Below are 21,139 nucleotides of genomic sequence, written 5' to 3'. Positions count from 1 at the left end.
GGGGCGGTTCGGTACTACAGGCCCAGCCACACCGTCGTGTCCGGGCCCAGGCGGCCGTCGTCCAGCGGCGCGCTGCTCAGCAGCACCTCACCGGCCGGCAGGTCGACCGTGGTCGCCGACAGGTTGGTGACACAGCGCCAGCCGTCCGAGCGGTCGAACCGGAGAACTCCGTCCGGGACGTCGTCCGCCCAGGTCAGCGACTCGCCGTCGAGCAGCTTGCGGCGCAGGCGCAGAGCCGTGCGGTACAGCTCCAGGGTCGAGCCCGCCACCCCGTCCTGCGCCTCGACGGCGTACGCGGCGAAGTCCGGCGGCTGCGGCAGCCACGCCCCGCCGGTGCCGAAGCCGTACGACGGGCCCTCCGTCGTCCACGGCAGCGGCACCCGGCATCCGTCGCGGCCCTTGCGGACGTGCCCGGTCTGCTCCCAGATCGGGTCCTGGAGCACCTCGGTGGGCAGGTCGGCCACCTCGGGCAGCCCCAGCTCCTCGCCCTGGTAGACGTAGGCCGAGCCGGGCAGCGCCAGCATCAGCAGCGTCGCCGCGCGCGCCCGGCGCAGTCCGGCCGCCGCGTCGACGGCCGGCGCGTGGCCGCCGGACAGCAGCCAGGCGTCCTTGTCGGTGCCCGGCGGGAGGGCGAGGCGGGTGGCGTGCCGGACGACGTCGTGGTTGGACAGCACCCACGTCGCCGAGGCACCGGCGGCGTGCGCGTCGGCCAGCGAGCCGGTGATGATCTCGCGCAGTTCCGCCGCGTCCCAGCCCGCTTCGAGGTACTCGAAGTTGAAGGCCTGGCCCAGTTCGTCCGGGCGGGCGTACAGCGCGCGCCGGGCGCCCGGGACCCAGGCCTCGGCCACCGCCATCCTCGGCGGGGTGTAGGTGTCGAAGATCTTGCGCCAGTCCCGGTAGACCTCGTGGACGTCGTCGCGGTCGTAGAACGGGTGGGTGCCGGGGGCGAACCCCGCGAGCGCCGCCTCGCTGCTCAGCTCGGGCGAGCCGAGGTCGCGCAGCGGCTCGGTGAGGTCCTTGACCAGGGCGTGGGCGACGTCGACGCGGAAGCCGTCCACGCCCCGGTCGCACCAGAACTTCAGCGTGGTGCGGAAGTCGGCGCGGACCTGCTCGTTGTCCCAGTTCAGGTCGGGCTGCTCGGGAGTGAACAGGTGCAGGTACCACTGCCCGTCGGGCACCCGCTTCCAGGCGCTGCCGCCGAAGACGGACTGCCAGTCGGTGGGCGGGAGTTCGCCGTGCTCGCCGCGGCCGTCGCGGAAGACGTAGCGGTCGCGGGCGGCGGAGCCCGGGGCGGCGGCCAGGGCCTCTTGGAACCAGGCGTGGCGGTGGGAGCTGTGGTTGGGGACGAGGTCGACGATCACCTTCAGGCCCAGGCGGTGGGCCTCGGCGGTCATCGCGTCGAAGTCGTCCAGGGTGCCCAGGCGCGGGTCGACGTCGCGGTGGTCGTCGACGTCGTAGCCGCCGTCGGCGAGTTCGGAGGGGTAGAACGGGCTGAGCCACAGGGCGTCCACGCCGAGGGCGGCCAGGTGGGACAGGCGCTGGGTGACGCCGCGCAGGTCACCGAGCCCGTCGCCGTCGGCGTCGGCGAAGCTGCGGGGGTACACCTGGTAGATGACGGCCTGCCGCCACCAGTCGGGGTCCTGGGACGACAGATCGGGCGTGCTGGTGGTGCTGCGTACGGACACGCGGTCTCCTTCGCGAGCGTGCGGGCGACACGAATAGATCTGTCCACATCACCCGAAAAGTGAACCCGCGCGCCCGCGACGCGCCGGGGCCTACGCTCCTCGGCGTTCGACCGCTCCCAGGTACAGGTCCACGTACCGGGCCACGTCCACGTCCAACGCCACGTCCACCAGAGGCTGTTCGCGCGTTCCTTCGTGCAGTTCGGACTCGCCGGGGCGGGCGCGGCGGTCGACGATCGTCTGGCCGCGGGCCGGCCCCGGGGCGAGGGAGACCTCGACGGGCAGCCGGCGGGTGGTCAGGCCCGCCGGGTCGATCACCGCGCAGACCGCGCCCGCGTCGCCGAGACCGCCGCCGGGGTCCGACTCGTCGGTGGCCGGGCCGCGGTGGGCGAGCAGCTCACCGGCGAGGCGGGTGCCGGGCTCCGTACTCGCCCGCAGCCGCCGCACGTCCGGTCCCGGGACGATCACCCGCTGGAACACGTCCAGCCCGTACATCGTGATCGGCACCCCGGCGGTGAGCAGGATCGCGGCGGCCTCCGGGTCGTGCCAGACGTTGAACTCGGCGACCGGCGTCGCGTTCCCCGTGGCCACCGCGCCGCCCATGAACACGATCCGCTCGATGTTGCGGGTGACCTCCGGGTGGGTGCGCAGGAGGAGCGCGATGTTGGTCGCCGGGGCGGTGGGGATCAGGGTGACCGGGCGCGGGGAGGCGAGGATCTCCCGGCGCAGCAGGGCCACCGCGTCCACGTCGACGGGGGTGCGGCCGGGCGCGGGCAGGCCGAGGTCGCCCATGCCGTCGTGGCCGTGCACGTGCCGGGCGGTGCGCACGCCCTCGATCAGCGGGCGCTCGGCACCCCGGGCCACGGGGACGTCGCCGGCGCCCGCCTGCTCCAGGACCGTCAGGGTGTTCCGTACGACCCCCTCCACGTCGGTGTTCCCGGCCACGCAGGTGACCGCGCGCAGGTCGAGTCCGGGGTGGCGGACCGCCAGGAGCAGGGCCAGGGCGTCGTCGATGCCGGTGTCGCAGTCGATGATCACCGGTATGGGCGGCCGGTCGGCGGAGGCGGTCGTCACTGCGGGCTCCTCGGGCTGGGGGGCGGGCCCCGGTGACCCTACGTGGGGGCGCGGGGCGTCGTCCCACCGCCCGGGAGGCCGTCGGAGGATCGCAGGCCGCGTCAGTAGCGCACCGCGCGGGCCACCACCGCGCGCGGCTCCCCGGGCAGGTCGTGGCTGCTGCGGGCGGTGGCGCGGCCCGACTCCCCGGCCGGTACGTCGGGGACGGTGACGACGACCGTGTCGAGGAGGGTGCCGCCGGCGTCCGTGTAGTTCACCTGCACCGCGAAGGACTTGGCGGAGCCGGCGGTGTTGCGGGCGGTGACCTCGACGGTGGTGCGGCCGTCGGTGCCGGTCCCGGGGGCGCCCAGCCGCACGTCGCCCTTGACGTCGGCGCCTCCCTGGATGTCCTCCAGCCACCGCCCGGCCTCCGCCGTCGCCGAGGCCACGGCGTCCGAGCCCCGGGAGGCCAGCGAGGAGGCCGCCGACGCGGCCCGGCTCGCGGCCTCGCTGCCGGCGTCCGACGGCGGGTCTCCGTCGCCGCCGCCGTCGGAGCACCCGGCGAGCACGGCGCCCGCGAGCGCCACCGCGCCGACCGCCCGTCGTACCCGGTGACCGGCCATGTCGCCTCCAGGGGCCTGGTGAGTACGCGTCCGCCCGCGCGAGCACGCGGGTCCCCTCCAGTGAAGGACCGCGGGTGCGGTCGCGCACGCGGCGGTGGCCGTACGGGGGACGGGGGACGGCGGATGCACGGGCCCCGACCCGCCGCGACGTGCTGGTCACGGCGGGCCGGGGGGCCGGGGCGGGGGCTGAGGGCTGGGGGCGGGGGGACGAGGGCTGGAGGCGGGGCTGGGGAGGAGGGCCAGGCGGACGTGTCCGGTCGGTCAGACGTGTCCGGGGCCGCCGCTGCCGAAGGCTCCGCTCGAACCCGGCTGCCAGCGTCGCCGGCTCTGGTCGTCACCCCGGCGGCTGCCCGAGTGGCGGAGCTCGTACGGCATGAGCCGCGGGCTCCCGTCCGTCGTCAGCGGGATCTCGTCCGGTTCCCGCATCTCCCGTTCCTCGTGGACGGCGCCGGTGGCGGGGAGCTTGCCGTGCTCGTCGGCGTGGGGGCGCTCGGGTTCTCGTTCCATGACCCTCAGGCCCATGCGTACGGCCCAGATCAGCGCGCCGGCGATCACCAGCCCGCCGATGAAGGCGACCGTCATGTTCAGCGCGTGGGAGGACGCGGCCAGCAGTTCATACGTTGCCGTACTCATGTTCTGATTATGTACCCCCAAATGGGATAAAGCGCCAGGAATCTCCCATCGGGCTTCCGGAGGGCCCGCGAGGGCGGTCCGGAGGTGTGATTGGGAGGCCCGGGAGCCTGGTACCCGGCGCGCAGTGCGGCGGCACGGCACCGAGCCCGAGCCCGACCGCCCACCCGCGCCGCCGGTGGAAGGAGCGCCCGCATGACCGCGCCGCTGACGGCCGACGCCCACGCGTACGGCCTCGTCGGGGACGGCACCGCCGACGACGGGCCGGCACTCCAGAAACTGGTCGACGCGCTGGGGGACGCCACCGCGGCCGACGGACGGCCCCGCACCGTGCGGGTGCCCGCCGGCCGGTACGTGATCCGGGACCGGCCCGTGCGCTGGCGCAGCGGCGTCTCGCTGACCGGCGCCGGACGCGGCGCCACCTGCTTCGCGCTCACCAACCCGGGCGCCCCCACGCAGCCGGTCCCGCTGGCCTGGTTCACCACCGCCCAGCACGGCGCCGGGCGGGAGAACCACATCGCCGACGTCACCTTCGCCCACTTCGAGATCGACGGCTCCGGGGTGCGGACCGAGGAGTACGAGGTGCTGGCCAAGGGTCTCGGCCTCCAGTACGTGCTGCGCGGGCGCTTCAGCGACCTGTACATCCACGACACCGCCGCCACCGGCTTCGGGTGCGACTTCCTCCAGGACACCGTCGTCGAGGGCGTGCTCGCCGAGCGGTGCGGGCGGCAGGACCCCGGCGAGGAGATGGGCGGCGCGGGCATCGGGATCGGGGTCGGCGGCTGGGGGCCCGTCGAACGGCTGGCGGTGACGGACTGCACGGCCCTCGGCAACGGCACCAACGGCATCTTCCTCGAACTCCAGCAGGACGACTGGGTCCCGCCGCGCGGCATCCGCGTCACCGCCTGCCACACCGAGGGCAACCGCTACGGCATCTCCGACTGGGGCGCCGACGGGCTGCTGGTCACCGGCTGCGTGATGACCGGCAACCACGTCGCCGGGTTCGACGTGTCGGCGCAGGGCACCACCAGCGTCGGCGGGCGCGGCGGCATCGTCACCGGGTGCGTGATCGACGGCAACGCCGGGGACGGGATCGCGCTCGGCAACACGCCGGGTCCGTACGCCTTCCGCGGCAACCGCGTCAGCGGCAACGGGCGGTACGGCTACTGGCAGCACAACCTGGCCGGCGGTGACCAGGAGGCCGCCACGGACATCGTCCTGGAATCCAACGACCTGCACGACAACGGCCTGGACGGCATCCGCGTCGACGCCCCGCTGCACGAGCCGGCGATCCACGGCAACCGGATCCGGAACAACGGCCGCCGTGCCGCGCCGGCGACGCGGGGCGGCGGCGCGGGCGTGACCTGCGGTCCGCTGTCGCTGACCGACCGGAACGCCCACTGGCTCCCCGGCGGCCACCGCGGCAAGGAGCTGACGGTCGCCGGCCCGGACGGCGAGGTCACCGCCGTGGTCACCGACAACACCGCCACCGGACTCACCCTCGCCCCCGAACGCCCCGGCGCGACGACCGCCTGGCCCCACGGCTCCGGCGCCGGGGGCCAGGACGGCACCCCTGCCCCCGGCGCCGCCTACCGCCTTCCCGGCTCCCCCGCCCCGCGCACCGGCCTCACCGCGGCCGCCGCCGTGACCCACCCGTACGTGCACGGCAACCGCGTCCGGGACGACGGGCGCCCGCGCACCCAGACGCACGCCCTGTGGATCGCGCCCGAGGCCACCTGGACGGGGGGCCGGATCTCCGGCAACGACTTCGGCGGCAACGCCTCGGCGGCGACCCGCTTCGACTCGGCCCCGAGCGGCGGACGCTGGCGGGACAACGACGGCTGACGCTGGCGGACGACGACCGCTGAAGCTCGCGGACGACGACCGCTGACGCGGCCCGCGCGCGGCGGACCCGGCACGCCGCGCCCGGCACGCCGCGCGTTCCTCAGGGGGCCCGCAGCGCGTCCACCGCGATCCGGGCCGCCGTGCCGATCACCGCGTCCGCCGCCGGGAGGGTCGCCGCGGTCTGGGCGGTGCGGGTGAAGACGGCCACGGCGTAGCGGCCCCCGTCGGGGTACTCGACGACGCCGACCTCGTTGCGCAGGGTCGGCAGGGTGCCGGTCTTGCCGGCCACGTGGACGTCGTCGAAGGGGAAACCCGAGGCCAGGCGGTGCGGCCAGACCTGGAGGCCCATGACGCGGCGCATGGCGGCGCCGTACTCGGGCGGGCACGCCTCGTCCCGCCACAGGGCGCCGAGCAGGCGGGTCATGTCGCGGGGCGTGCTGTGGTTGGTGCGGGCCGGGTCCAGGGCGCGCAGCCGGGTGATGACGTGCGGGTCGGTCAGCGCCCGGGCACCGTCCGGACCGGCGTCCTCGCGCATGGTCTCCAGTATCTCGCCGAAGCCGTACACCGCCCGCGTGCGGGTGAGGCCGAGCCGGGCCGTGGTCCGGTTGACGGCGTCCAGGCCCACCCGTCGCAGCAGCAGGTCGGCGGCGGTGTTGTCGCTGACGGACATCATCAGCAGCGCGGCGTCGCGCAGCGACAGCCGGACCGGGTCGAGCATGGCCGCGAGCCCGGTGGGCCCCGGGGTGCGCCCGGCCGGCGGGCACGCGACCTGCTCGGTGAGGTCGAGCGCCCCGGCCGCCGCCAGCTCGTGCAGCGTCACCAGGACGCACACCTTGTGGACGCTGGCCGTGCACACCGGCTGGTCGGCGCCCGCCTCGACCTGCGCGCCGGAGTCGAGGTCCACGGCGTGCAGCCAGCCGGTGACCCCGGCATCGGCGAAGGCCGCGTGCAGGCGGCCGGTGACGGCGCTGTCGGTCACAGCCAGAACTCCGATGCCGGACGAAGGTGCAGGGGCCGGGCGCCGGTCTCGGCGCGGGCGCCGGCCGTGGTGCGCAGGGCGAGGGTGGCCGCGTCCGCGAAGGCGCCGACGGCGGCGTCGCCGCGGCCCCTGGGCCACGCCACGGAGTGCCGCCAGGCCAGCGGGTCCCCGGCCAGCGGCCGCCAGACCAGATCCGGGTCGGCCGGCGCCGCGAGCCGGGTGTCGCGGGGTCCGAGGGCGACGGCCCGGGACGACAGCACCAGACCGCGTACGAAACTGGCGCCCTGGCCGTGCCGTACGGCCGCCGGCGTGTAGCCGCCCCGGGCGCACGCGGTGAGCAGGTCGTCGTAGACCGCGGGGGCGTTCTCGCGCGGGAAGAGGACCAGGTCGTAGCCGGTGAGGGAGGCGAGCGGCACCGCGTCGGGCTCCGCCTCGGCGGCCCCGCGCGGCAGCAGCACGCCGAGGTCGCGGCGCAGGACCGGGCCCAGTTCCAGGCCGGTGACGTCGCAGGGGTGGTGGATGAGGCCGACGTCCAGTTCGTGCGCGGCGAAGCCGGCGAGCTGCTGGGCGGTGGACAGCTCGTGCAGCTCCAGCTCCAGGCCCGCGCGACGGCGCCGGAAGTCCGCCAGCAGGGCGGCGACCGTCTCGCCGGAGATGTCGGGGGACAGGGCGGCGCGCAGCAGCCCGCTCTCGCCGTCCCGGATGCGGCGCGCGGCGGCCAGGAAGGAGTCGGAACGGGCGAGCAGTTCGCGGGCCTCGGCGAGCAGCAGCGTGCCCGCCTCGGTGATCGTCACCTGCCGGCTGGTGCGCTCGAAGAGCCGGACGCCCAGCTCCCGTTCCAGCCGCTGGATGCGCTGCGACAGGGGCGGCTGGGCCATGCCGAGACGGGCTGCGGCACGCCCGAAGTGTGACTCTTCTGCAACAGCCACGAAGCACTCCAGGTGCCGTACCAGGTCCACGACCAGTAATCATATCGGGGATTGATCGATCCGACATCCATATGAATCTTGGACACGGGCCGGCGGGGTTGCTCTCCTCGGGCCATGCGCTCCTTCCGTGACCCCACACCGCGCCCCCGCCGGTGGCCCGGCGCGCTCGCGCTCGGCCTCGTACTGTCCCTGTCCCTGTCGGGCTGCGCCACCGAGACCGGGCGGCCGGACGCGTCACCGCCGGCACCGTCGGCGAGCGGCCCGTCAGCGAGCGGCCCGTCCGCGACCCCCGGCGGTTCGGCCACGGCGTCCACCACGGCGTCCGAGGTCCGCGCCCGGCTGCGGGTGGACGGCCACACCCGCCAGTACCTCCTGCACCGGCCGCCCGCGGCCGACGGCCCGAGGCCGCTCGTCGTCGCGTTCCACGGCCGCGGGTCCGACGCCGCCGAGCTGCGCGAGCAGAGCGCGCTGGAGCGGGCCGCCGGGGCGCGCGGCATGCTGGTCGCCTACCCCGAGGGCCTCGGCCACGGCTGGGGCGCGGGCACGCGGGCCACCCGCGAGAGGCCGGACCCCGACCGCGACGTGCGGTTCACCGAGGCCCTGATCGAGCACCTGGTCCGCACCGAGCGGGCCGACCCCGGGCGGGTCTACGTCGCCGGGTTCTCCAACGGCGGCTCGATGGCCCTGCGGATGGCCGCCCAGCGTCCCGGCCTGCTGGCGGGCGCGGCCTCGGTCTCCGGACAGCTCCCCGCGGGCGACGCCGCGGTGAAACCCACCGGCCCGGTCCCCGTCATGGTCGTCTACGGCGCCGACGACCCCGTACGCCCCCTCGCGGGCTGGCCCTCGCCGCCGCCGGACCCCGAGGAGCCGATCCTCCCGAGCCTGTCGGCCCGGGACAGCGCGGCGGCGTTCGCCGCGGCGGGCGGCGCGGGCAAGCCGGTCACGGAGACGGAACAGGGCTACGACCGCACCGTCTGGCGCCTGAGGAAAACCCCGGCCACCGGAGACGCCCCGGCCCCCGACGATGCCCCGACCGTCCAGCTCCTCGTCGTCCACGGCGCCGGTCACACCTGGCCGGGATCGTCCCTCACCCCGCCCAAGAGCTTCGGGCCCACCAGCCGGGCCCTGGACGCCACCGGCACGATCCTCGACTTCTTCGCCGCCGGCCCGAACCGGTGACGCGGCCCGACCCACAGACAGGAAGCCCGATGCCGGACCCTTCTCCCCTCACCCCTCCCGGCCGCCGCCGGCCGCGCAACGGCGTGCGGGCGTTCGCCGCCGCCGGCGTCGTCCTGGCGATCGCCGCGGGCGGCTCGTACGCCGCCGGCCTCGGCCCCTTCGCGCGCGGCGACGACGGCCCGGACCCCGCCGCGATGAAGCAGGCCCGCGCGTTCCTCGCCGACTGGTCCGCCGGGCGCCTGCCGAGCGCGGCCGCCCGCACCACCAGGCCCGACACGGCGCAGGAGGTGCTGCAGAGCTTCACCGCCGGGCTCGACATCGACAAGCCCGCGCTGACCGCCGCCGGGGACGCCGAGGAGGCCGAGGACGGCACCCTCGGCGTCCCGTTCACCGCCAGGATGCCGGTCACCGGCCTGGGCACCTGGACCTACACCTCACGGCTGCCGCTGCGCGAACAGGAGGACGGCGGCTGGAAGGTGGACTGGCGGCTGTCGCTGGTGCACCCGAGGCTGAGCGACACGGAGAAGTTCCGCCTGGAGCGCGAGGAGACGACCCCGCCGGAGGTCACCGACCGCGAGGGGACCTCCCTCTCGGACGGGACGTACCCGTCCCTGACCCCGCTCCTGGGCCGGCTGGCCGGCGGCACCGGCGGCGGTCCGCGCGGGGCGGTCGAGCTGATCGACCGCGCCACCGGCGAGAAGGTGCGCACCGAGGCGTCCTTCGGGAAGGAGCCCGACCCGGCGACGGACGGCGAGCCCGTCCGCACCACCCTGGACGCCACCTGGCAGTCGGCCGCCGAGAAGGCCCTCGCCGAGGCCGACGGCAAGAACGCCTCCCTCGTCGCCCTGCGCGTCGACAACGGCGAGGTCCTCGCCCTCGCCAACTCCCCCGCCACCGGCTTCAACCGCGCCGCCTCCGGCACCTACGCGCCGGGCTCCACCTGGAAGCTCGTCACCAGCAGCGCCCTGCTGCTCAAGGGCGCGGTGGAACCCGACGACGTCGTGGACTGCCCCAAGTACCTGACCGTGGGGAAGAAGTTCCAGAACGTGGAGACCTCCGAGTTCCCCGGCGCCACCTTCCGCAAGGACTTCACGGAGTCGTGCAACACCGCCTTCATCAGCCTGCGCGGCAAGCTCGACGACGGCGAGCTGGGCGAGGTGGCCCGCACCCACTTCGGCGTCGGCCAGGAGTGGCACATCGGCATCCCCACGTACGACGGGTCGGTGCCCGTGCCCAAGGACGAGACGGAGAAGGCCGCGTCGATGATCGGGCAGGGCCGGGTCCAGGCCAACCCGCTGATCATGGCGTCGGTGACGGCCACCGCGGTCTCCGGCGAGTTCCACCAGCCGTCCGTCACCGCCGGCAACCCGGACGAGACCCGCACCGAGCCGCTCCCCGACGAGGTCGTCACCGAGCTGCGCGCGCTGATGCGGGCCACCGTCACCGACGGCACCGCGCGCGTCCTGGCCGACCTGCCCGGCGAGATCGGCGCGAAGACCGGCACCGCCGAGGTCTCCGACGACCAGGACAACAACGGCTGGCTCGTCGCCCACCGCGGCAACGTCGCCGTCGCCGTGGTCGTCGAGGAGGGCGTCACCGGCGGCGGCTCGGCGGGCCCGGTCGTCCACAGCCTGCTGTCCGCCGTACCGGAGGACCCGTCCTGATCACCCCGGCCCGGGGGCCGGCGCCGGGCGGGCCGGCCCGAGGCGCACCGGCAGTTCCGCCAGTCCTCGCAGCAGGGTGCTGGTGCGCCAGGTGAGCGTGGCGGGGTCGGCGGCGAGGGTGAGCGACGGGTGCCGTGCGAACAGCAGGCGTACGGCGACGGTGGCCTCGACGCGGGCCAGCGGGGCGCCGAGGCAGTGGTGGAGGCCGTGGCCGAAGCCCAGGTGGCCCTGTGTCCGGCGGCCGATGTCGAAGCGGTCGGGGCCGGGGAAGTGGGCGGGGTCGCGGGAGGCCGCGGCGAGGGAGACGAGCACCGGGTCGCCGGCGGCGATCCGGGTGCCCGCCAGCTCCAGCGGCTCGGCCGCGAACCGGAACGCGGACGCGTGGACGGGGGAGTGATAGCGCAGCGACTCCTCCACCGCCCGCTCGGTCAGCTCCGGCTCGGCCCGCAGGCGGTCGAGCTGGGCGGGGTGGGTGAGGAGGCCGTGGACGGTGGCCGAGATCAGGTTCACCGTCGTCTCGTGCCCGGCGACGAGGAGGAGGAAGGCCATGCCGAGCAGTTCCTGAGCGGTCAGGGCGCCGTCGTCCGCGGCGACGGCCAGGTCGCTGAGGAGGGTGTCGTCCGGTGTGCGGCGCTTGTGGGCGGTCAGGCCGGTGAGGAAGCCGGTCAGCGCGCCCGCCGCCGATGCCGCCGCCTCGGGCGACGTGGGCATGACCAGCTCGCGCGACCAGGTGTGGAAGTCCCCGCGGTCGCCCTCGGGCACGCCCAGCAGCTCGCAGATGACCGTGACCGGCAGCGGCAGCGCGTACCGGCCCACCAGGTCCGCCGTGCCCCGCGCCGGCAGGGCGTCGAGCAGGCCGTCGGCGACGCGCTCGACGCGGGGGCGCAGGGCGGCGATCCGGCCCGGTGCGAAGTGGCCGGCGACCAGGTGGCGCAGACGGGTGTGGAGCGGCGGGTCGCTCTGGAGCATGTTGCGTCCGAGGGCGTGTCCGCCGTCGGTGCGCCAGGACGCGGAGTGCCGGATGTCGTTGCGCAGCCGCGGGTCGGTGAGCGCCGCCCGGGCCGCGTCCCGCGACACGACCAGCCAGCACTCGCCGCTCCCCGGCACCAGCACCCGGTGCACGGGCCCCCGGGCACGCAGGACGGCGTAGACGGCGTACGGGTCGGTGACCGGATCGTGTCCGGGCGGGGCCAGTTCCTCAAGGGTGGGTGCGGGCACGGGGCCTCCCGGGAGAGGGGTAAGCGGGGAGCTGCCCCCGTTTCTGAGGGCGACGATAGCATCGGCGTCGCGGGCGCGGGGAGTGCTCCCCGCTTACCCTCCCGGCCCGACCGGCCGGGAACGTACGACCCGGAGGACGAGGATGAGCGGCGGCGCGGACGACGGAACGCCCCGGTTGCGCAGCGACGCGCGGCGCAACCGGGGGCTCCTGGTAGAGGCGGCCCACGAGGTGTTCACCGAGCAGGGGCTGGACGCGCCGCTGGACGTGATCGCGCGCCGGGCGGGTGTCGGCAACGCGACGCTCTACCGGCACTTCCCCACCCGCGCCGCGCTCGTGGACGCCGTCTTCCGGGACGCGCTGACGGACACGATGGACGCCGGGACGCGGGCCAGGCAGGCGCCCGACGCGTGGGCGGGGCTGACCGCCTACCTGGAGGAGGTCTTCGGCGCCCTGGCCGCCGACCGGGGTGCCAACGACCTCATGACCACCCACCTGCGGGGCGTCGACAGCCTGGAGGCGGTGCACGAGCACAACCGCCGGACCGTGGAGGCGCTGCTCTCCCGCTGCCGCGACGAGGGCACCGTGCGCGCCGACGTGACCACCGAGGACGTGCTGTTCGCGCTCGCCGCGCTCGGCCGCGCCGTACCGGCCCTGACCGCCGCGACCGTGCCGGACGCCTGGCGCCGCCCGCTCGCCCTGCTCCTCGCCGGCCTGCGCGCCGCGCCGGCCTCGGAGCCCCTGCCCGCGCCCGCGCTGACCGCCGACGGACTGGGCGACGTGCTGCGGGAGCTGGGCCCCCACCGCACCCGCGCCGGCGGCCCCGCGACGGCCGACGCGTGAGGGCCTCCAGGGACGCGTGACGTGCGAGTCGGCGCCCTCAGCCGCGGGGCGTCGCGGGGCCGCCGTCCCCGGTGTCGTCGCGGCGGACCGCCTCACCCGGGATGACGCGCGGCGCCTCCCCCTCCCGCGCCGGCGTCCGCTCCTCGTCCTTCATCGCACGGGCCTCGGCCTTGAGGATGCGGGCCGACCTGCCCGCCGAGCGGGTCAGCTCGGGGAGCTTCCTGGCGGCGAGGACGGCGATGACGATGATGAGGATGATCGCGAGTTCGCTCAGTCCGAACACGGCCCTCCCTGGGGACGTACGGTGCGGGCCCGCGGCACGGGCCCGCGGGAAATCTACGGCAAACCGGTGAACGGCGCGGGTTCGGAGGCCGAACGCGTGGGGCGGCGGGCCGAGGGCGTGGGGCGGCGGGCGTGGCGTCGGCGCGGTCAGCCGGGCCGGTGCCCGGACTCGTGGCCGTAGACGGCGTGGGAGCCGTACGACGCCCGGTGCTCGACCAGTTCCCGGATCCAGCCGTCGGCCAGATCGGTCCAGTCCCGCGAGGCGGCCGGCCCCTCGTGCGGGACGGTGAAGCGGCTGAGGGCGTCGTGGCCGTCGGCGCACGGGCCGCCGCGCTTGTCCGCCTCCAGCACCACCTCCAGGGCGCCGGCCACGGCCAGGAAGGTCAGCTCGATCTCGGCGACCTGGCCGGCGTAGCGCGGGGGCGGCGTCAGCGCGATCTCCTGGCGGAAGGGCAGCCGCTGCCCGGTGCCGCCGACCCGGCCGTACTCCAGGCCCGCGGAGCGGAAACGGAAGCCGAGCCGCTCGAACGCCTCCAGTACCGCCTCCTGGGCCGGCAGCGGGGCCACGGCGAGCGGGTCCGGGGCGCCCTTGCCCCGCGCGCCGGCCACCGCCAGCTCGGTGCGCACCCCGAGCACGACCCCCAGGGACCGGCCGCGCAGCTCGGTGACCGGCGTCTCCCAGGGCAGCGGCACGGCGAACGGCACGCCGCGCCGCTCGCCCGCGGCCGGCCGGAACGCCCCGCCGACGGTGTGCCGGCCGAAGACGACGACGCCCTCGCCCTCCCCGTCTCCGCCCTCTCCGTCTCCGTCCGGCCCGTTTCCGTACGGCCCGGTTCCGTCCGGCCCGTCTCCGTGCGGTCCGGTCTCGACGCGGGCCACCAGCTCCAGCGTGATCTCCTCGATGGCGTGGCCGTCGACGCCGCCGGTCAGCTCGATGCGGCCCGACAGCGTGCCCCCCGGCCGGGCGGCTCCCGCGTCGAGGACCGTGTCCACCGTGGGCCCGCCCACGCCGAGGGAACCGAGCAGCCGCTTGGGCACCATCGAGGCGTTCTCTCCTTCACGTTCGGGGAAGACGTGCGGTCGGGAACAACCGGTACCGTCCGGCCGTTCTCTACAGGCGAGTAGAAGCATAGGGGTCCAGGGACTCCCTCATGCTTTTGCTCGTCCTTTACCATGAGAGGGAAACCCTCGGGCGGCCGGCAGGTACCGGCCCCCGCCGACCCCGTTAAGGAGTCCCGTTCCGTAATGGAGCCTCCCAGTACCGGCCGTGCCACGGCCGGCCCGCCAGACCCCCTGCATGCGCGTGAGGGAAGCGGGGTGGCACGGTGACCGAGGTCCTGCTGCTCCTGCTGGCCCTCCTCCTCACCCTGGCCTGCGCCCTCTTCGTCGCGGCCGAGTTCTCCCTCACCACCGTCGAGCGCGGTGACCTGGAGCGTGCCGCCGAGTCCGGCGAGCGCGGCGCCGACGGCGCCCTGAAGGCCGTCCGGTCCCTGACCCTCCAGCTCTCCGGCGCCCAGCTCGGCATCACCGTGACCTCGCTGGTCATCGGCATGCTGGCCGAGCCGTCCCTCGCGGTGCTGCTGCGCGGCCCGCTGCGGGCGATCGGCCTGGGCGGTGCCACCTCGACGGTGGCGACCGTGCTCGGCGTGGTCGTCTCCACCGTCGTCCTGATGGTCGTCGGCGAGCTGGTCCCCAAGAACTGGGCGATCTCCCGCCCGCTGGCCGTCGCCAAGGTCGTCGCGGGTCCGCAGCGCGGCTTCACCACCGCCTTCGGCCCCTTCATCCGGCACCTCAACGACACGGCGAACCGGTTCGTACGCCGCTTCGGCCTGGAACCGGCCGAGGAGCTGGCGTCCGCCCGCAGCGCCGAGGAACTGGTCGCCCTCGCCCAGCACTCGGCCGCCGAGGGCGCCCTGGAGGCGGACTCGGCGGAGCTGTTCGTGCGCACCCTGCACCTGAGCGAGCTGACCGCCGAGAACGTCATGACCCCCCGCGTGGACGTCAAGGCCCTGGAGGCCCACGCCACCGCCGCCGACGCCGCGAACCTCTCGCACGCCACCGGCCTGTCCCGCTTCCCGGTCTACCGGGACAGCCTGGACGAGGTCATCGGCACCGTGCACATCCGCGACGTCCTGGCCCTGGAGCCGGACCGGCGCGCGGCCACCCCCGTCACCGAGCTGGCCACCGCGCCGCTCCTGGTGCCGGACAGCCTGCCCGCCGACCGTCTCCTGGAGCGCATGCGCCGCACCCGCACCATGGCCGTCGTCATCGACGAGTACGGCGGTACGGCGGGCGTGGCCACCGTCGAGGACATCGTGGAGGAGGTCGTCGGCGAGGTGCGCGACGAGCACGACCCCGTCGAGGTGCCGGACCTGCTGCCCGCCCCCGCCGAGGCCGACGGCCGCGCCGCCTGGGAGGCCGACGGCTCGCTGCGCCTGAACCACCTGGAGCGCATCGGCCTGACCGCGCCGGACGGTCCCTACGAGACCCTGGCCGGCCTGGTCGCCACCCACCTGGCGCGCATCCCCGCCAAGGGCGACGTCATCGACCTCGACGGCTGGCGCCTGCACGTCCTCGACGTCGACCACCACCGCGCCGACCGCCTGCGGGTCACCGCGCCCGCGCCGGCCGGCGTACCGGCCGGACGGCCGGAGCACGAGCAGCGGGAGATGGCCCGATGACCGCCGTACAGCTCCTCATCGGCGCCCTGACGCTGCTCACCAACGCGTTCTTCGTCGGCGCCGAGTTCGCCATGATCTCCGTGCGCCGCAGCCAGATCGAGCCGCGCGCGAAGACGGGCGACAAGCGCGCCCGGATGACCCTGTGGGGCCTGGAACACATCTCCGCGATGATGGCCACGGCCCAGCTGGGCATCACCGTCTCCTCCCTGGTGCTCGGCGCGGTCGCGGAACCGGCCATCGCGCACCTGATGGAGCCGGTGTTCGAGGCGGTCCACATGCCGCACGCGCTGGTCCACCCGATCGCCTTCGCGATCGCCCTGGCCCTCGCCACGTATCTGCACATGCTGATCGGCGAGATGATCCCGAAGAACATCGCGCTGGCCGCCCCGGCGACCACCGCGCTGGTCCTCGGCCCGCCGCTGGTCGCCCTCACCCGGGCGCTCAAGCCGGTCGTCTTCGGCATCAACGCCTTCGCCAACACGCTCCTCAAGCTGCTGCGGGTGGAGCCGAAGGACGAGGTCGAGGCCGTCTTCACCGACGACCAGCTGGCCCGCATGGTCGTCGACGCCAGCGAGGCCGGACTGCTCACCCCGACCGATGGCGAGCGCCTGCGCGACGCGCTGGAACTGGGCACCCGCCCGGTCGGCGAGATCCTGGTCCCGGCCCAGAAGATGCGCACGGTCGGCCACACGGTCACCCCCGCCGAGCTGGAGCGCGTGGCCGCCGAGGCGGGCTACTCCCGCTTCCCGGTCACCGGCCCTGGCGGCACCGTGCTCGGCTACCTCCACATCAAGGACACGCTGGGCCTCACCGACCGCGACGCCCCCTTCCCGCGCACGGCCCTGCACCGGGTCACGCGGGTGCGCATCGACACCCCGCTGGACGACACCCTCACCGCCCTGCGCGCCGAGGACAGCCACCTGGCCGCCGTCACCGGCGAGACCGGCGCGGTCCTGGGCTTCGTGACGATGGAGGACGTCCTGACGGAGCTGGTGGGCCCGGCACCGGTGGCGTGACCCCGCTGCCCCCGGGAACCTCGGCGTGACCATGGGCGTCTCCTCCGGCGACACCGCTGCGGGGAGGCGCTCATGGCCATGGTCGGCCTGTTCTGGATCACTGAGGAAGCCGTACACGTGGGTGCCGAGCCCGTCGGCACGGCGCCCGGGGTGCGCCTGACCAAGGACGGGGTCGAGACCGTCGGGCTCGACCAGGGCCGGTTCTGGGCCTGGGACGAGGTCCGCGGGCTCGACGTCCAGGACGTGGCCGTGCGGTCCGCCGCGCGGCGGCTGGCCTCCATGGCGATCGACTCGCTGCTCTCCCTGGCCGTCGGCGACGGGGAACTCCCCCCGGCCTTCACCGTGCGGGTGGACACCACCACCGACGGCACGGTCGAGGCGAGCGCCCTGGCCGCCGTCCCCGGCGGCATCCACACCCCGGACGAGTACGACCTCTCCCGCACCCTCCTCACCCGCCTCGCCGACGGCACCACCCCCGTCGAGGACCTGCTGGCCTGGCGCCGCGACGAGCCCGACGACGTCGCCCCGACCAGGGAACAGCGGCTCACCCTGCTGCGGCACTGGACGGGCTCCGCCTGACCGCCGGCCTCCGCCCGGCCCACGGCCGCCGCCTGCGCCCGCCGGCCCCGGCCCCGGGTCCGCCTCCAGGTCCCGGCCGTCGCCCCGTCCGGGCCGCCTCCGCCTCCGCGTCCGGGCCGCCTCCGCGCCTCGGCCGTCGCCGCGACCGCGGGACTAGGCCTTTGGTGCCGGACCGCCCGGGACCCTGGCCCGATCCGCGGCGCCCCGCCCGCGCCTAGCGTCACACCCATGCGTATAGGACTACTTGGCACCGGAAACGTCGGCCGGGCACTGGCCCACGGCTGGAGCGCCGCGGGACACGACGTGCTCCTCGGGTCCCGCCGGCCCGGGGAGCGCGCGGACACCGGGCTCCCCGTGGCGGGCCTGCGCGAGACGGCCGACCACGCGGACGTCCTGGTCAACGCCACGCCGGGGAACGTGTCCGTGGAACTGCTGCGCTCCATCGGGGCGCCCGCGCTGGCCGGCAAGCCCCTCATCGACGTCGGCGTGGGCCTCACCGACGACTACACCGAGCTGTCGCACCCCAACAGCAGCCTGGCCGAGCAGATCCAGGCGGCCTTCCCCTCGACCCCCGTCGTCAAGACGCTGTGCACCATGGACGCCACCGCGATGACCGCCCCCGCGAGCCTCGACGGGCCCAGTACGGTCTTCCTCTCCGGCGACGACACCGAGGCCAAGCGGACCACCGGACGGCTGCTCACCGACCTCGGCTGGCCCCCCTCCTCGCAGCTGGACATCGGCGGCATCACCACCGCGCGCGGCCAGGAGCACTTCGCCCTCCTCTTCATGGGCATCGCGAACGGCCTCGGCTCGCACACCTTCAACATCCGCGTCGTCACCCGCCCGGAGTCCGCGGACATGCCTTCGCCGCGGCAGATATCCGACGGGCGCGACTAGAGTTCAGGTTGCGGGGGAACCGGATTCCCCGCGGCGGTCCGTGTCCCCTGCGGTCCGCGGGAAGGTTGTGCATGCCCCCGGAGAGCAGGCTGAGCGCCGAAGGTCGGCCGCAGGCCGCCGACCGGCTCGACGACGACGCGTACCCGGCGTACACCATGGGCAGGGCGGCCGAGCTGATCGGCGCCACGCCCGGCTTCCTCCGCGCCCTCGGCGGGGCGGGGCTGATCAGCCCGACGCGTTCGGACGGCGGCCACCGCCGCTACTCGCGCCGGGAACTGCGCCGCGCGGCCCGCGCCCGGGAGCTGGTCGACCAGGGCACGCCCGTCGAGGCCGCCTGCCGCATCGTCCGCCTCGAGGACGACCTGGAGGAGGCACTGCGCGTGAACGAGGAACTCCGCCGACGGCGCGAGGGGTGAAAACCTGCCCCGGGCGAAACAGTTTTTCGCCGCACGCCGGAAAAGTTATTCTGCGCGATATCCACGGGGCCCGGCGGGAATTTTTTCTCGGCGATTCATTTCCCGTGCCGCCGATTCATTGCGTGCTAGGGTGGACGTCAGTTGCAGTTGTGGTTGCCATTCGCGTTACCGGTTTTTCCGGGCAGGTGATCATCACAGCGATCGGAAGGCTCGCACGGTGCGGGCCTCCAGCACTGCCTAGGAGTAAAAGACATGGCTTCCGGTATCGTGAAGTGGTTCAACGCCGAAAAGGGCTTCGGTTTCATCGCGCAGGACGGCGGCGGCGCCGACGTCTTCGCCCATTACTCGAACATCGCCACCCAGGGCTTCCGTGAGCTCCAGGAGGGCCAGCGGGTGAACTTCGACGTCACGCAGGGCCAGAAGGGCCCGCAGGCGGAGAACATCGTTCCCGCGTAACGCGCGAACCGCTCGAGAGGGCCCGCACCGCGAGGTGCGGGCCCTCTCGCGTGTCCGGAGCCCCCGGCCCGGCCCGCGGGGCGTCCGGGACTTTGCCGTCTCTTTACAACCCGCCCCGCCCCCGCTTCGTCTCTCCGTCCGATCCACGCCCCGCGCGATCCCGCGCGCCGATCGAACGAGAGAGAGCGTGTCCATGCGCCGCACCGTCCTCAGTGCCGTGGCCCTGGCGTGCACCGCCGTACTGGCGGGCACCGCCCCCGCCTTCGCCGACGATCCCACGCCGGCCCCCTCCGTCCCCGCCACGAGCACCCCGGGCCCCGGCACGGGGCCGACCGAGCCGGCCGGGCCGACCGAGGCGCCCTCGCCCTCCGTCAGCCTCCCGCCTCAGGAGGCCGGGCCGTCCGAGGCCCCGGCCCCGGGGTCGGCCGACGGCCAGGTCTCCGCCGTGCCCGAGGGCGCGCCCGACACCGGGGCCGTGACGCCGGAGCCCTCCGGGACCGGCGCGGGAACCGTCGGCGCGGGCGCCGGCGCGGTGCTCGTCGCGGGCGGCGCGGTCCTCCACGCCGTACGCCGTCGGCGGGCGGCGACCGGGGCGTGACCCGGCACTCCGGGCGCGCCGTCGCCGTATCCGCGCTGGCCGCGCTCCTCGTGGGCTGCGGCGCCCAGGAGGGCGGCCGGGGGAGCCACGGGGACGCGCCCGCCCGTACCGCGGCCACCGCACCGCCCCCGCACGCGTCCGCGCGGCCGGTACGCCCGCTGGAGCGGTCGGTGCCGGTCCAACTGCGCATCCCGGCGATCGGCGTCGACACCCCGGTGATCCGGCTGGGCCTCGCGGCGGACGGCACGGTGGAGGTCCCGCCGGTCACGGACGACGACCGCGCGGGGTGGTACCGGCACTCACCGACGCCGGGGCAGACCGGCCCGTCGGTCCTCCTCGGCCACGTCACCGTCGGCACCCGCGGAGACGGGGTCTTCCGCCACCTGGGCCGGCTGCGCCGCGGGGACCGGATCGAGGCGCGCCTGGAGAACGGCGCGACGGCGGAGTTCGCGGTCACCGGCGTACGGACGGTGGCGAAGGCGGACTTCCCGGCCGACGACGTCTACGGGGACGTGGCGGGGCCCGAGTTGAGGCTCATCACCTGCGGCGGTCCGCGGGTCGGCGAGGAGTACCGGGACAACGTGATCGTCTTCGCCGGGCTGAGCGCGACCGCCGACGCGACCGCCCACGGGGCCGCCGACACGGCCACGAGGGCGCGTTGAAGCGGTCCCGTGACAGGGCGGCCTCCGAGCTGTTCGCCGCCCTGTACCCGCGCCTGGCCGGCTGGTGCCGCCGGCTGGTCGACGACGACGAGACGGCCCACGAGATCGCCTCGGAGGCGTTCACCCGGCTCTGGGCCCGCTGGACGGCCGTGGAGGAACCCCGCGGCTTCCTCTACGTCACCGCCGCCAACCTCGTCCGCGACCACTGGCGCAAGCTGGAGCGCGAACGCCGGGCGGTGCGCAGGGTCACCGCGGAGGCCGCCGTACGCCCGCACCCGGAGCAGGCCGACCCCTCGGTACGGCTGCTCGTACAGTCGCTCCCGGAGCGGCTGCGGGTGCCGATCCTCCTCCACTACTACGCCGACATGCCGATCCGGGAGGTGGCCGTGCTCACCGGGCGCAAGGAAGGGACCGTCAAGGCCGACCTCCACGCGGCCCGCGAACTGCTCCGCGTCCACCTGAGGAGGAGCCTTGACCACACGCGTTGAGGGCGGCCAGGACGGCCGGGACGATCCGTGGTCCGAGCCGCGAGCCGACGACCCGCTGCTGGTCGTCCTGCGCCCGGGCGCCGACTACCTGGGCCCGCCGCCGGGCCGCTACGAGGCGATCCGCCGGGCGGCGTCCCGCCGGCGCCTGCTCCGGGCCGCCGCCGGTGTCGGCGCGACCGCTGCCGCCGCCGTCCTGATCGCGCTGCCGCTGCACGGGACGGCACCCGCGCCGCCGACCCGCCCGACGACGCCACTGGCCCCGGCTCCGGCGCCCACTCCGGCCTCGTCCACGCCCCCGGCCCCGCCGAGCCCGTCCCCACCGCCCCACGCCCCCTCCCGGGCCCCCACCGCCGAGGCGTCCCCGTCCCCCGCACCGTCGGAGCACCCGAGCGACTCCCCCACCACGGCGGCGCCCTGACAC

The 21,139-nt window shown here is 75.4% G+C and carries 23 protein-coding genes; 14 read left to right on the top strand and 9 right to left on the bottom strand.

Going from position 1 to position 21,139, the window contains the following annotated elements:
* Positions 1-14: 14 nt before the first annotated feature.
* The 4 genes from ACFIF2_RS14740 to ACFIF2_RS14725 all read right to left on the bottom strand — a co-directional run bounded on the left by ACFIF2_RS14740 (position 15) and on the right by ACFIF2_RS14725 (position 3,991).
* Positions 15-1,685, bottom strand: coding sequence for a glycoside hydrolase family 13 protein (locus tag ACFIF2_RS14740; protein WP_395573077.1), 1,671 nt, complete (start codon positions 1,683-1,685; stop codon positions 15-17).
* Between the two features lie 90 nt (positions 1,686-1,775).
* Positions 1,776-2,756 carry a nucleoside hydrolase gene (locus tag ACFIF2_RS14735; protein ID WP_395573076.1) on the bottom strand — a complete coding sequence of 327 codons (981 nt, stop codon included), beginning with the start codon at positions 2,754-2,756 and terminating at the stop codon, positions 1,776-1,778.
* A gap of 101 nt (positions 2,757-2,857) precedes the next feature.
* Positions 2,858-3,358, bottom strand: a complete 501-nt coding sequence (locus ACFIF2_RS14730) for an FxLYD domain-containing protein (protein WP_395573075.1) — start codon at positions 3,356-3,358, stop codon at positions 2,858-2,860.
* 261 nt (positions 3,359-3,619) lie between these two features.
* Positions 3,620-3,991 (bottom strand): DUF6479 family protein, encoded by a 372-nt coding sequence (locus ACFIF2_RS14725; RefSeq protein ID WP_395573074.1) that lies wholly within the window; start codon positions 3,989-3,991, stop codon positions 3,620-3,622.
* Between the two features lie 192 nt (positions 3,992-4,183).
* On the opposite strand from ACFIF2_RS14725, the gene ACFIF2_RS14720 reads away from it, so the two are divergent.
* Positions 4,184-5,833, top strand: a complete 1,650-nt coding sequence (locus tag ACFIF2_RS14720; RefSeq protein ID WP_395573073.1) for a right-handed parallel beta-helix repeat-containing protein — start codon at positions 4,184-4,186, stop codon at positions 5,831-5,833.
* Between the two features lie 100 nt (positions 5,834-5,933).
* Here ACFIF2_RS14720 and ACFIF2_RS14715 read toward each other — a convergent pair whose 3' ends face one another.
* Positions 5,934-6,812, bottom strand: a complete 879-nt coding sequence (locus tag ACFIF2_RS14715) for a serine hydrolase (RefSeq protein ID WP_395573072.1) — start codon at positions 6,810-6,812, stop codon at positions 5,934-5,936.
* A complete protein-coding gene (locus ACFIF2_RS14710; RefSeq protein WP_395573071.1) occupies positions 6,809-7,771 on the bottom strand; it encodes a LysR family transcriptional regulator in 963 nt (320 codons plus the stop codon). The genes ACFIF2_RS14715 and ACFIF2_RS14710 overlap by 4 nt, the downstream gene beginning before the upstream one ends.
* Positions 7,772-7,855: 84 nt before the next feature.
* Between ACFIF2_RS14710 and ACFIF2_RS14705 the strand changes: the two genes are divergently transcribed.
* Positions 7,856-8,920 carry an alpha/beta hydrolase family esterase gene (locus ACFIF2_RS14705; protein ID WP_395573070.1) on the top strand — a complete coding sequence of 355 codons (1,065 nt, stop codon included), beginning with the start codon at positions 7,856-7,858 and terminating at the stop codon, positions 8,918-8,920.
* A 29-nt stretch (positions 8,921-8,949) separates the two neighbouring features.
* A complete protein-coding gene (locus tag ACFIF2_RS14700; protein ID WP_395573069.1) occupies positions 8,950-10,584 on the top strand; it encodes a penicillin-binding transpeptidase domain-containing protein in 1,635 nt (544 codons plus the stop codon).
* On the opposite strand, the gene ACFIF2_RS14695 is transcribed toward ACFIF2_RS14700, so the two are convergent.
* Positions 10,585-11,802, bottom strand: coding sequence for a cytochrome P450 (locus tag ACFIF2_RS14695; protein ID WP_395573068.1), 1,218 nt, complete (start codon positions 11,800-11,802; stop codon positions 10,585-10,587).
* A gap of 142 nt (positions 11,803-11,944) precedes the next feature.
* On the opposite strand from ACFIF2_RS14695, the gene ACFIF2_RS14690 reads away from it, so the two are divergent.
* Positions 11,945-12,643, top strand: coding sequence for a TetR/AcrR family transcriptional regulator (locus tag ACFIF2_RS14690; protein ID WP_395573067.1), 699 nt, complete (start codon positions 11,945-11,947; stop codon positions 12,641-12,643).
* Between the two features lie 37 nt (positions 12,644-12,680).
* Here ACFIF2_RS14690 and ACFIF2_RS14685 read toward each other — a convergent pair whose 3' ends face one another.
* Both ACFIF2_RS14685 and ACFIF2_RS14680 read right to left on the bottom strand, forming a co-directional pair.
* On the bottom strand, positions 12,681-12,926 hold the full coding sequence (locus tag ACFIF2_RS14685; RefSeq protein WP_395573066.1) for a twin-arginine translocase TatA/TatE family subunit: 246 nt from the start codon (positions 12,924-12,926) through the stop codon (positions 12,681-12,683).
* A 146-nt stretch (positions 12,927-13,072) separates the two neighbouring features.
* Complete coding sequence (locus ACFIF2_RS14680; RefSeq protein ID WP_395573065.1) at positions 13,073-13,966, bottom strand: sporulation protein; 894 nt, start codon at positions 13,964-13,966, stop codon at positions 13,073-13,075.
* A 284-nt stretch (positions 13,967-14,250) separates the two neighbouring features.
* Between ACFIF2_RS14680 and ACFIF2_RS14675 the strand changes: the two genes are divergently transcribed.
* The 10 genes from ACFIF2_RS14675 (at position 14,251) to ACFIF2_RS14630 (ending at position 21,136) form a co-directional block, all read left to right on the top strand.
* Entirely contained in the window at positions 14,251-15,606 is a 1,356-nt protein-coding gene (locus ACFIF2_RS14675; RefSeq protein WP_395573064.1) for a hemolysin family protein, read from the top strand.
* The gene (locus ACFIF2_RS14670; protein WP_395573063.1) at positions 15,603-16,622 is read left to right on the top strand and encodes a hemolysin family protein; all 1,020 of its coding nucleotides are present in this window, start codon (positions 15,603-15,605) and stop codon (positions 16,620-16,622) included. The genes ACFIF2_RS14675 and ACFIF2_RS14670 overlap by 4 nt, the downstream gene beginning before the upstream one ends.
* Positions 16,623-16,694: 72 nt before the next feature.
* On the top strand, positions 16,695-17,201 hold the full coding sequence (locus ACFIF2_RS14665; RefSeq protein WP_395573062.1) for a hypothetical protein: 507 nt from the start codon (positions 16,695-16,697) through the stop codon (positions 17,199-17,201).
* Between the two features lie 192 nt (positions 17,202-17,393).
* Positions 17,394-18,098 carry an NADPH-dependent F420 reductase gene (locus tag ACFIF2_RS14660; protein WP_395573178.1) on the top strand — a complete coding sequence of 235 codons (705 nt, stop codon included), beginning with the start codon at positions 17,394-17,396 and terminating at the stop codon, positions 18,096-18,098.
* A 71-nt stretch (positions 18,099-18,169) separates the two neighbouring features.
* Entirely contained in the window at positions 18,170-18,514 is a 345-nt protein-coding gene (locus ACFIF2_RS14655; protein ID WP_395573061.1) for a MerR family transcriptional regulator, read from the top strand.
* A gap of 252 nt (positions 18,515-18,766) precedes the next feature.
* Complete coding sequence (locus tag ACFIF2_RS14650) at positions 18,767-18,970, top strand: cold-shock protein (RefSeq protein ID WP_395573060.1); 204 nt, start codon at positions 18,767-18,769, stop codon at positions 18,968-18,970.
* A 193-nt stretch (positions 18,971-19,163) separates the two neighbouring features.
* A complete protein-coding gene (locus tag ACFIF2_RS14645) occupies positions 19,164-19,568 on the top strand; it encodes a sortase-dependent protein (protein WP_395573059.1) in 405 nt (134 codons plus the stop codon).
* On the top strand, positions 19,565-20,230 hold the full coding sequence (locus ACFIF2_RS14640; RefSeq protein ID WP_395573058.1) for a class F sortase: 666 nt from the start codon (positions 19,565-19,567) through the stop codon (positions 20,228-20,230). Before ACFIF2_RS14645 ends, ACFIF2_RS14640 begins: the two co-directional genes overlap by 4 nt.
* The gene (locus ACFIF2_RS14635; RefSeq protein WP_395573057.1) at positions 20,227-20,718 is read left to right on the top strand and encodes an RNA polymerase sigma factor; all 492 of its coding nucleotides are present in this window, start codon (positions 20,227-20,229) and stop codon (positions 20,716-20,718) included. The genes ACFIF2_RS14640 and ACFIF2_RS14635 overlap by 4 nt, the downstream gene beginning before the upstream one ends.
* Positions 20,702-21,136: a hypothetical protein gene (locus tag ACFIF2_RS14630; RefSeq protein ID WP_395573056.1), complete on the top strand. Its 435-nt coding sequence runs from the start codon at positions 20,702-20,704 to the stop codon at positions 21,134-21,136. The genes ACFIF2_RS14635 and ACFIF2_RS14630 overlap by 17 nt, the downstream gene beginning before the upstream one ends.
* The last annotated feature ends 3 nt before the right edge of the window (positions 21,137-21,139 follow it).

The organism is Streptomyces sp. BK79, assembly GCF_044142145.1.
GTDB lineage: Bacteria > Actinomycetota > Actinomycetes > Streptomycetales > Streptomycetaceae > Streptomyces.
The sequence above is the reverse complement of the archived record's forward strand: the minus strand, read 5'-3'. Positions and strand labels throughout refer to the sequence as shown.

Bases quoted from the DNA above. Each gene is read 5' to 3' on its own strand.
- ACFIF2_RS14730 (WP_395573075.1), bottom strand. From the start codon at position 3,358: ATGGCCGGTCACCGGGTACGACGGGCGGTCGGCGCGGTGGCGCTCGCG.
- ACFIF2_RS14725 (WP_395573074.1), bottom strand. From the start codon at position 3,991: ATGAGTACGGCAACGTATGAACTGCTGGCCGCGTCCTCCCACGCGCTG.
- ACFIF2_RS14720 (WP_395573073.1), top strand. From the start codon at position 4,184: ATGACCGCGCCGCTGACGGCCGACGCCCACGCGTACGGCCTCGTCGGG.
- ACFIF2_RS14705 (WP_395573070.1), top strand. From the start codon at position 7,856: ATGCGCTCCTTCCGTGACCCCACACCGCGCCCCCGCCGGTGGCCCGGC.
- ACFIF2_RS14700 (WP_395573069.1), top strand. From the start codon at position 8,950: ATGCCGGACCCTTCTCCCCTCACCCCTCCCGGCCGCCGCCGGCCGCGC.
- ACFIF2_RS14690 (WP_395573067.1), top strand. From the start codon at position 11,945: ATGAGCGGCGGCGCGGACGACGGAACGCCCCGGTTGCGCAGCGACGCG.
- ACFIF2_RS14680 (WP_395573065.1), bottom strand. From the start codon at position 13,966: ATGGTGCCCAAGCGGCTGCTCGGTTCCCTCGGCGTGGGCGGGCCCACG.
- ACFIF2_RS14670 (WP_395573063.1), top strand. From the start codon at position 15,603: ATGACCGCCGTACAGCTCCTCATCGGCGCCCTGACGCTGCTCACCAAC.
- ACFIF2_RS14665 (WP_395573062.1), top strand. From the start codon at position 16,695: ATGGCCATGGTCGGCCTGTTCTGGATCACTGAGGAAGCCGTACACGTG.
- ACFIF2_RS14655 (WP_395573061.1), top strand. From the start codon at position 18,170: ATGCCCCCGGAGAGCAGGCTGAGCGCCGAAGGTCGGCCGCAGGCCGCC.
- ACFIF2_RS14650 (WP_395573060.1), top strand. From the start codon at position 18,767: ATGGCTTCCGGTATCGTGAAGTGGTTCAACGCCGAAAAGGGCTTCGGT.
- ACFIF2_RS14645 (WP_395573059.1), top strand. From the start codon at position 19,164: ATGCGCCGCACCGTCCTCAGTGCCGTGGCCCTGGCGTGCACCGCCGTA.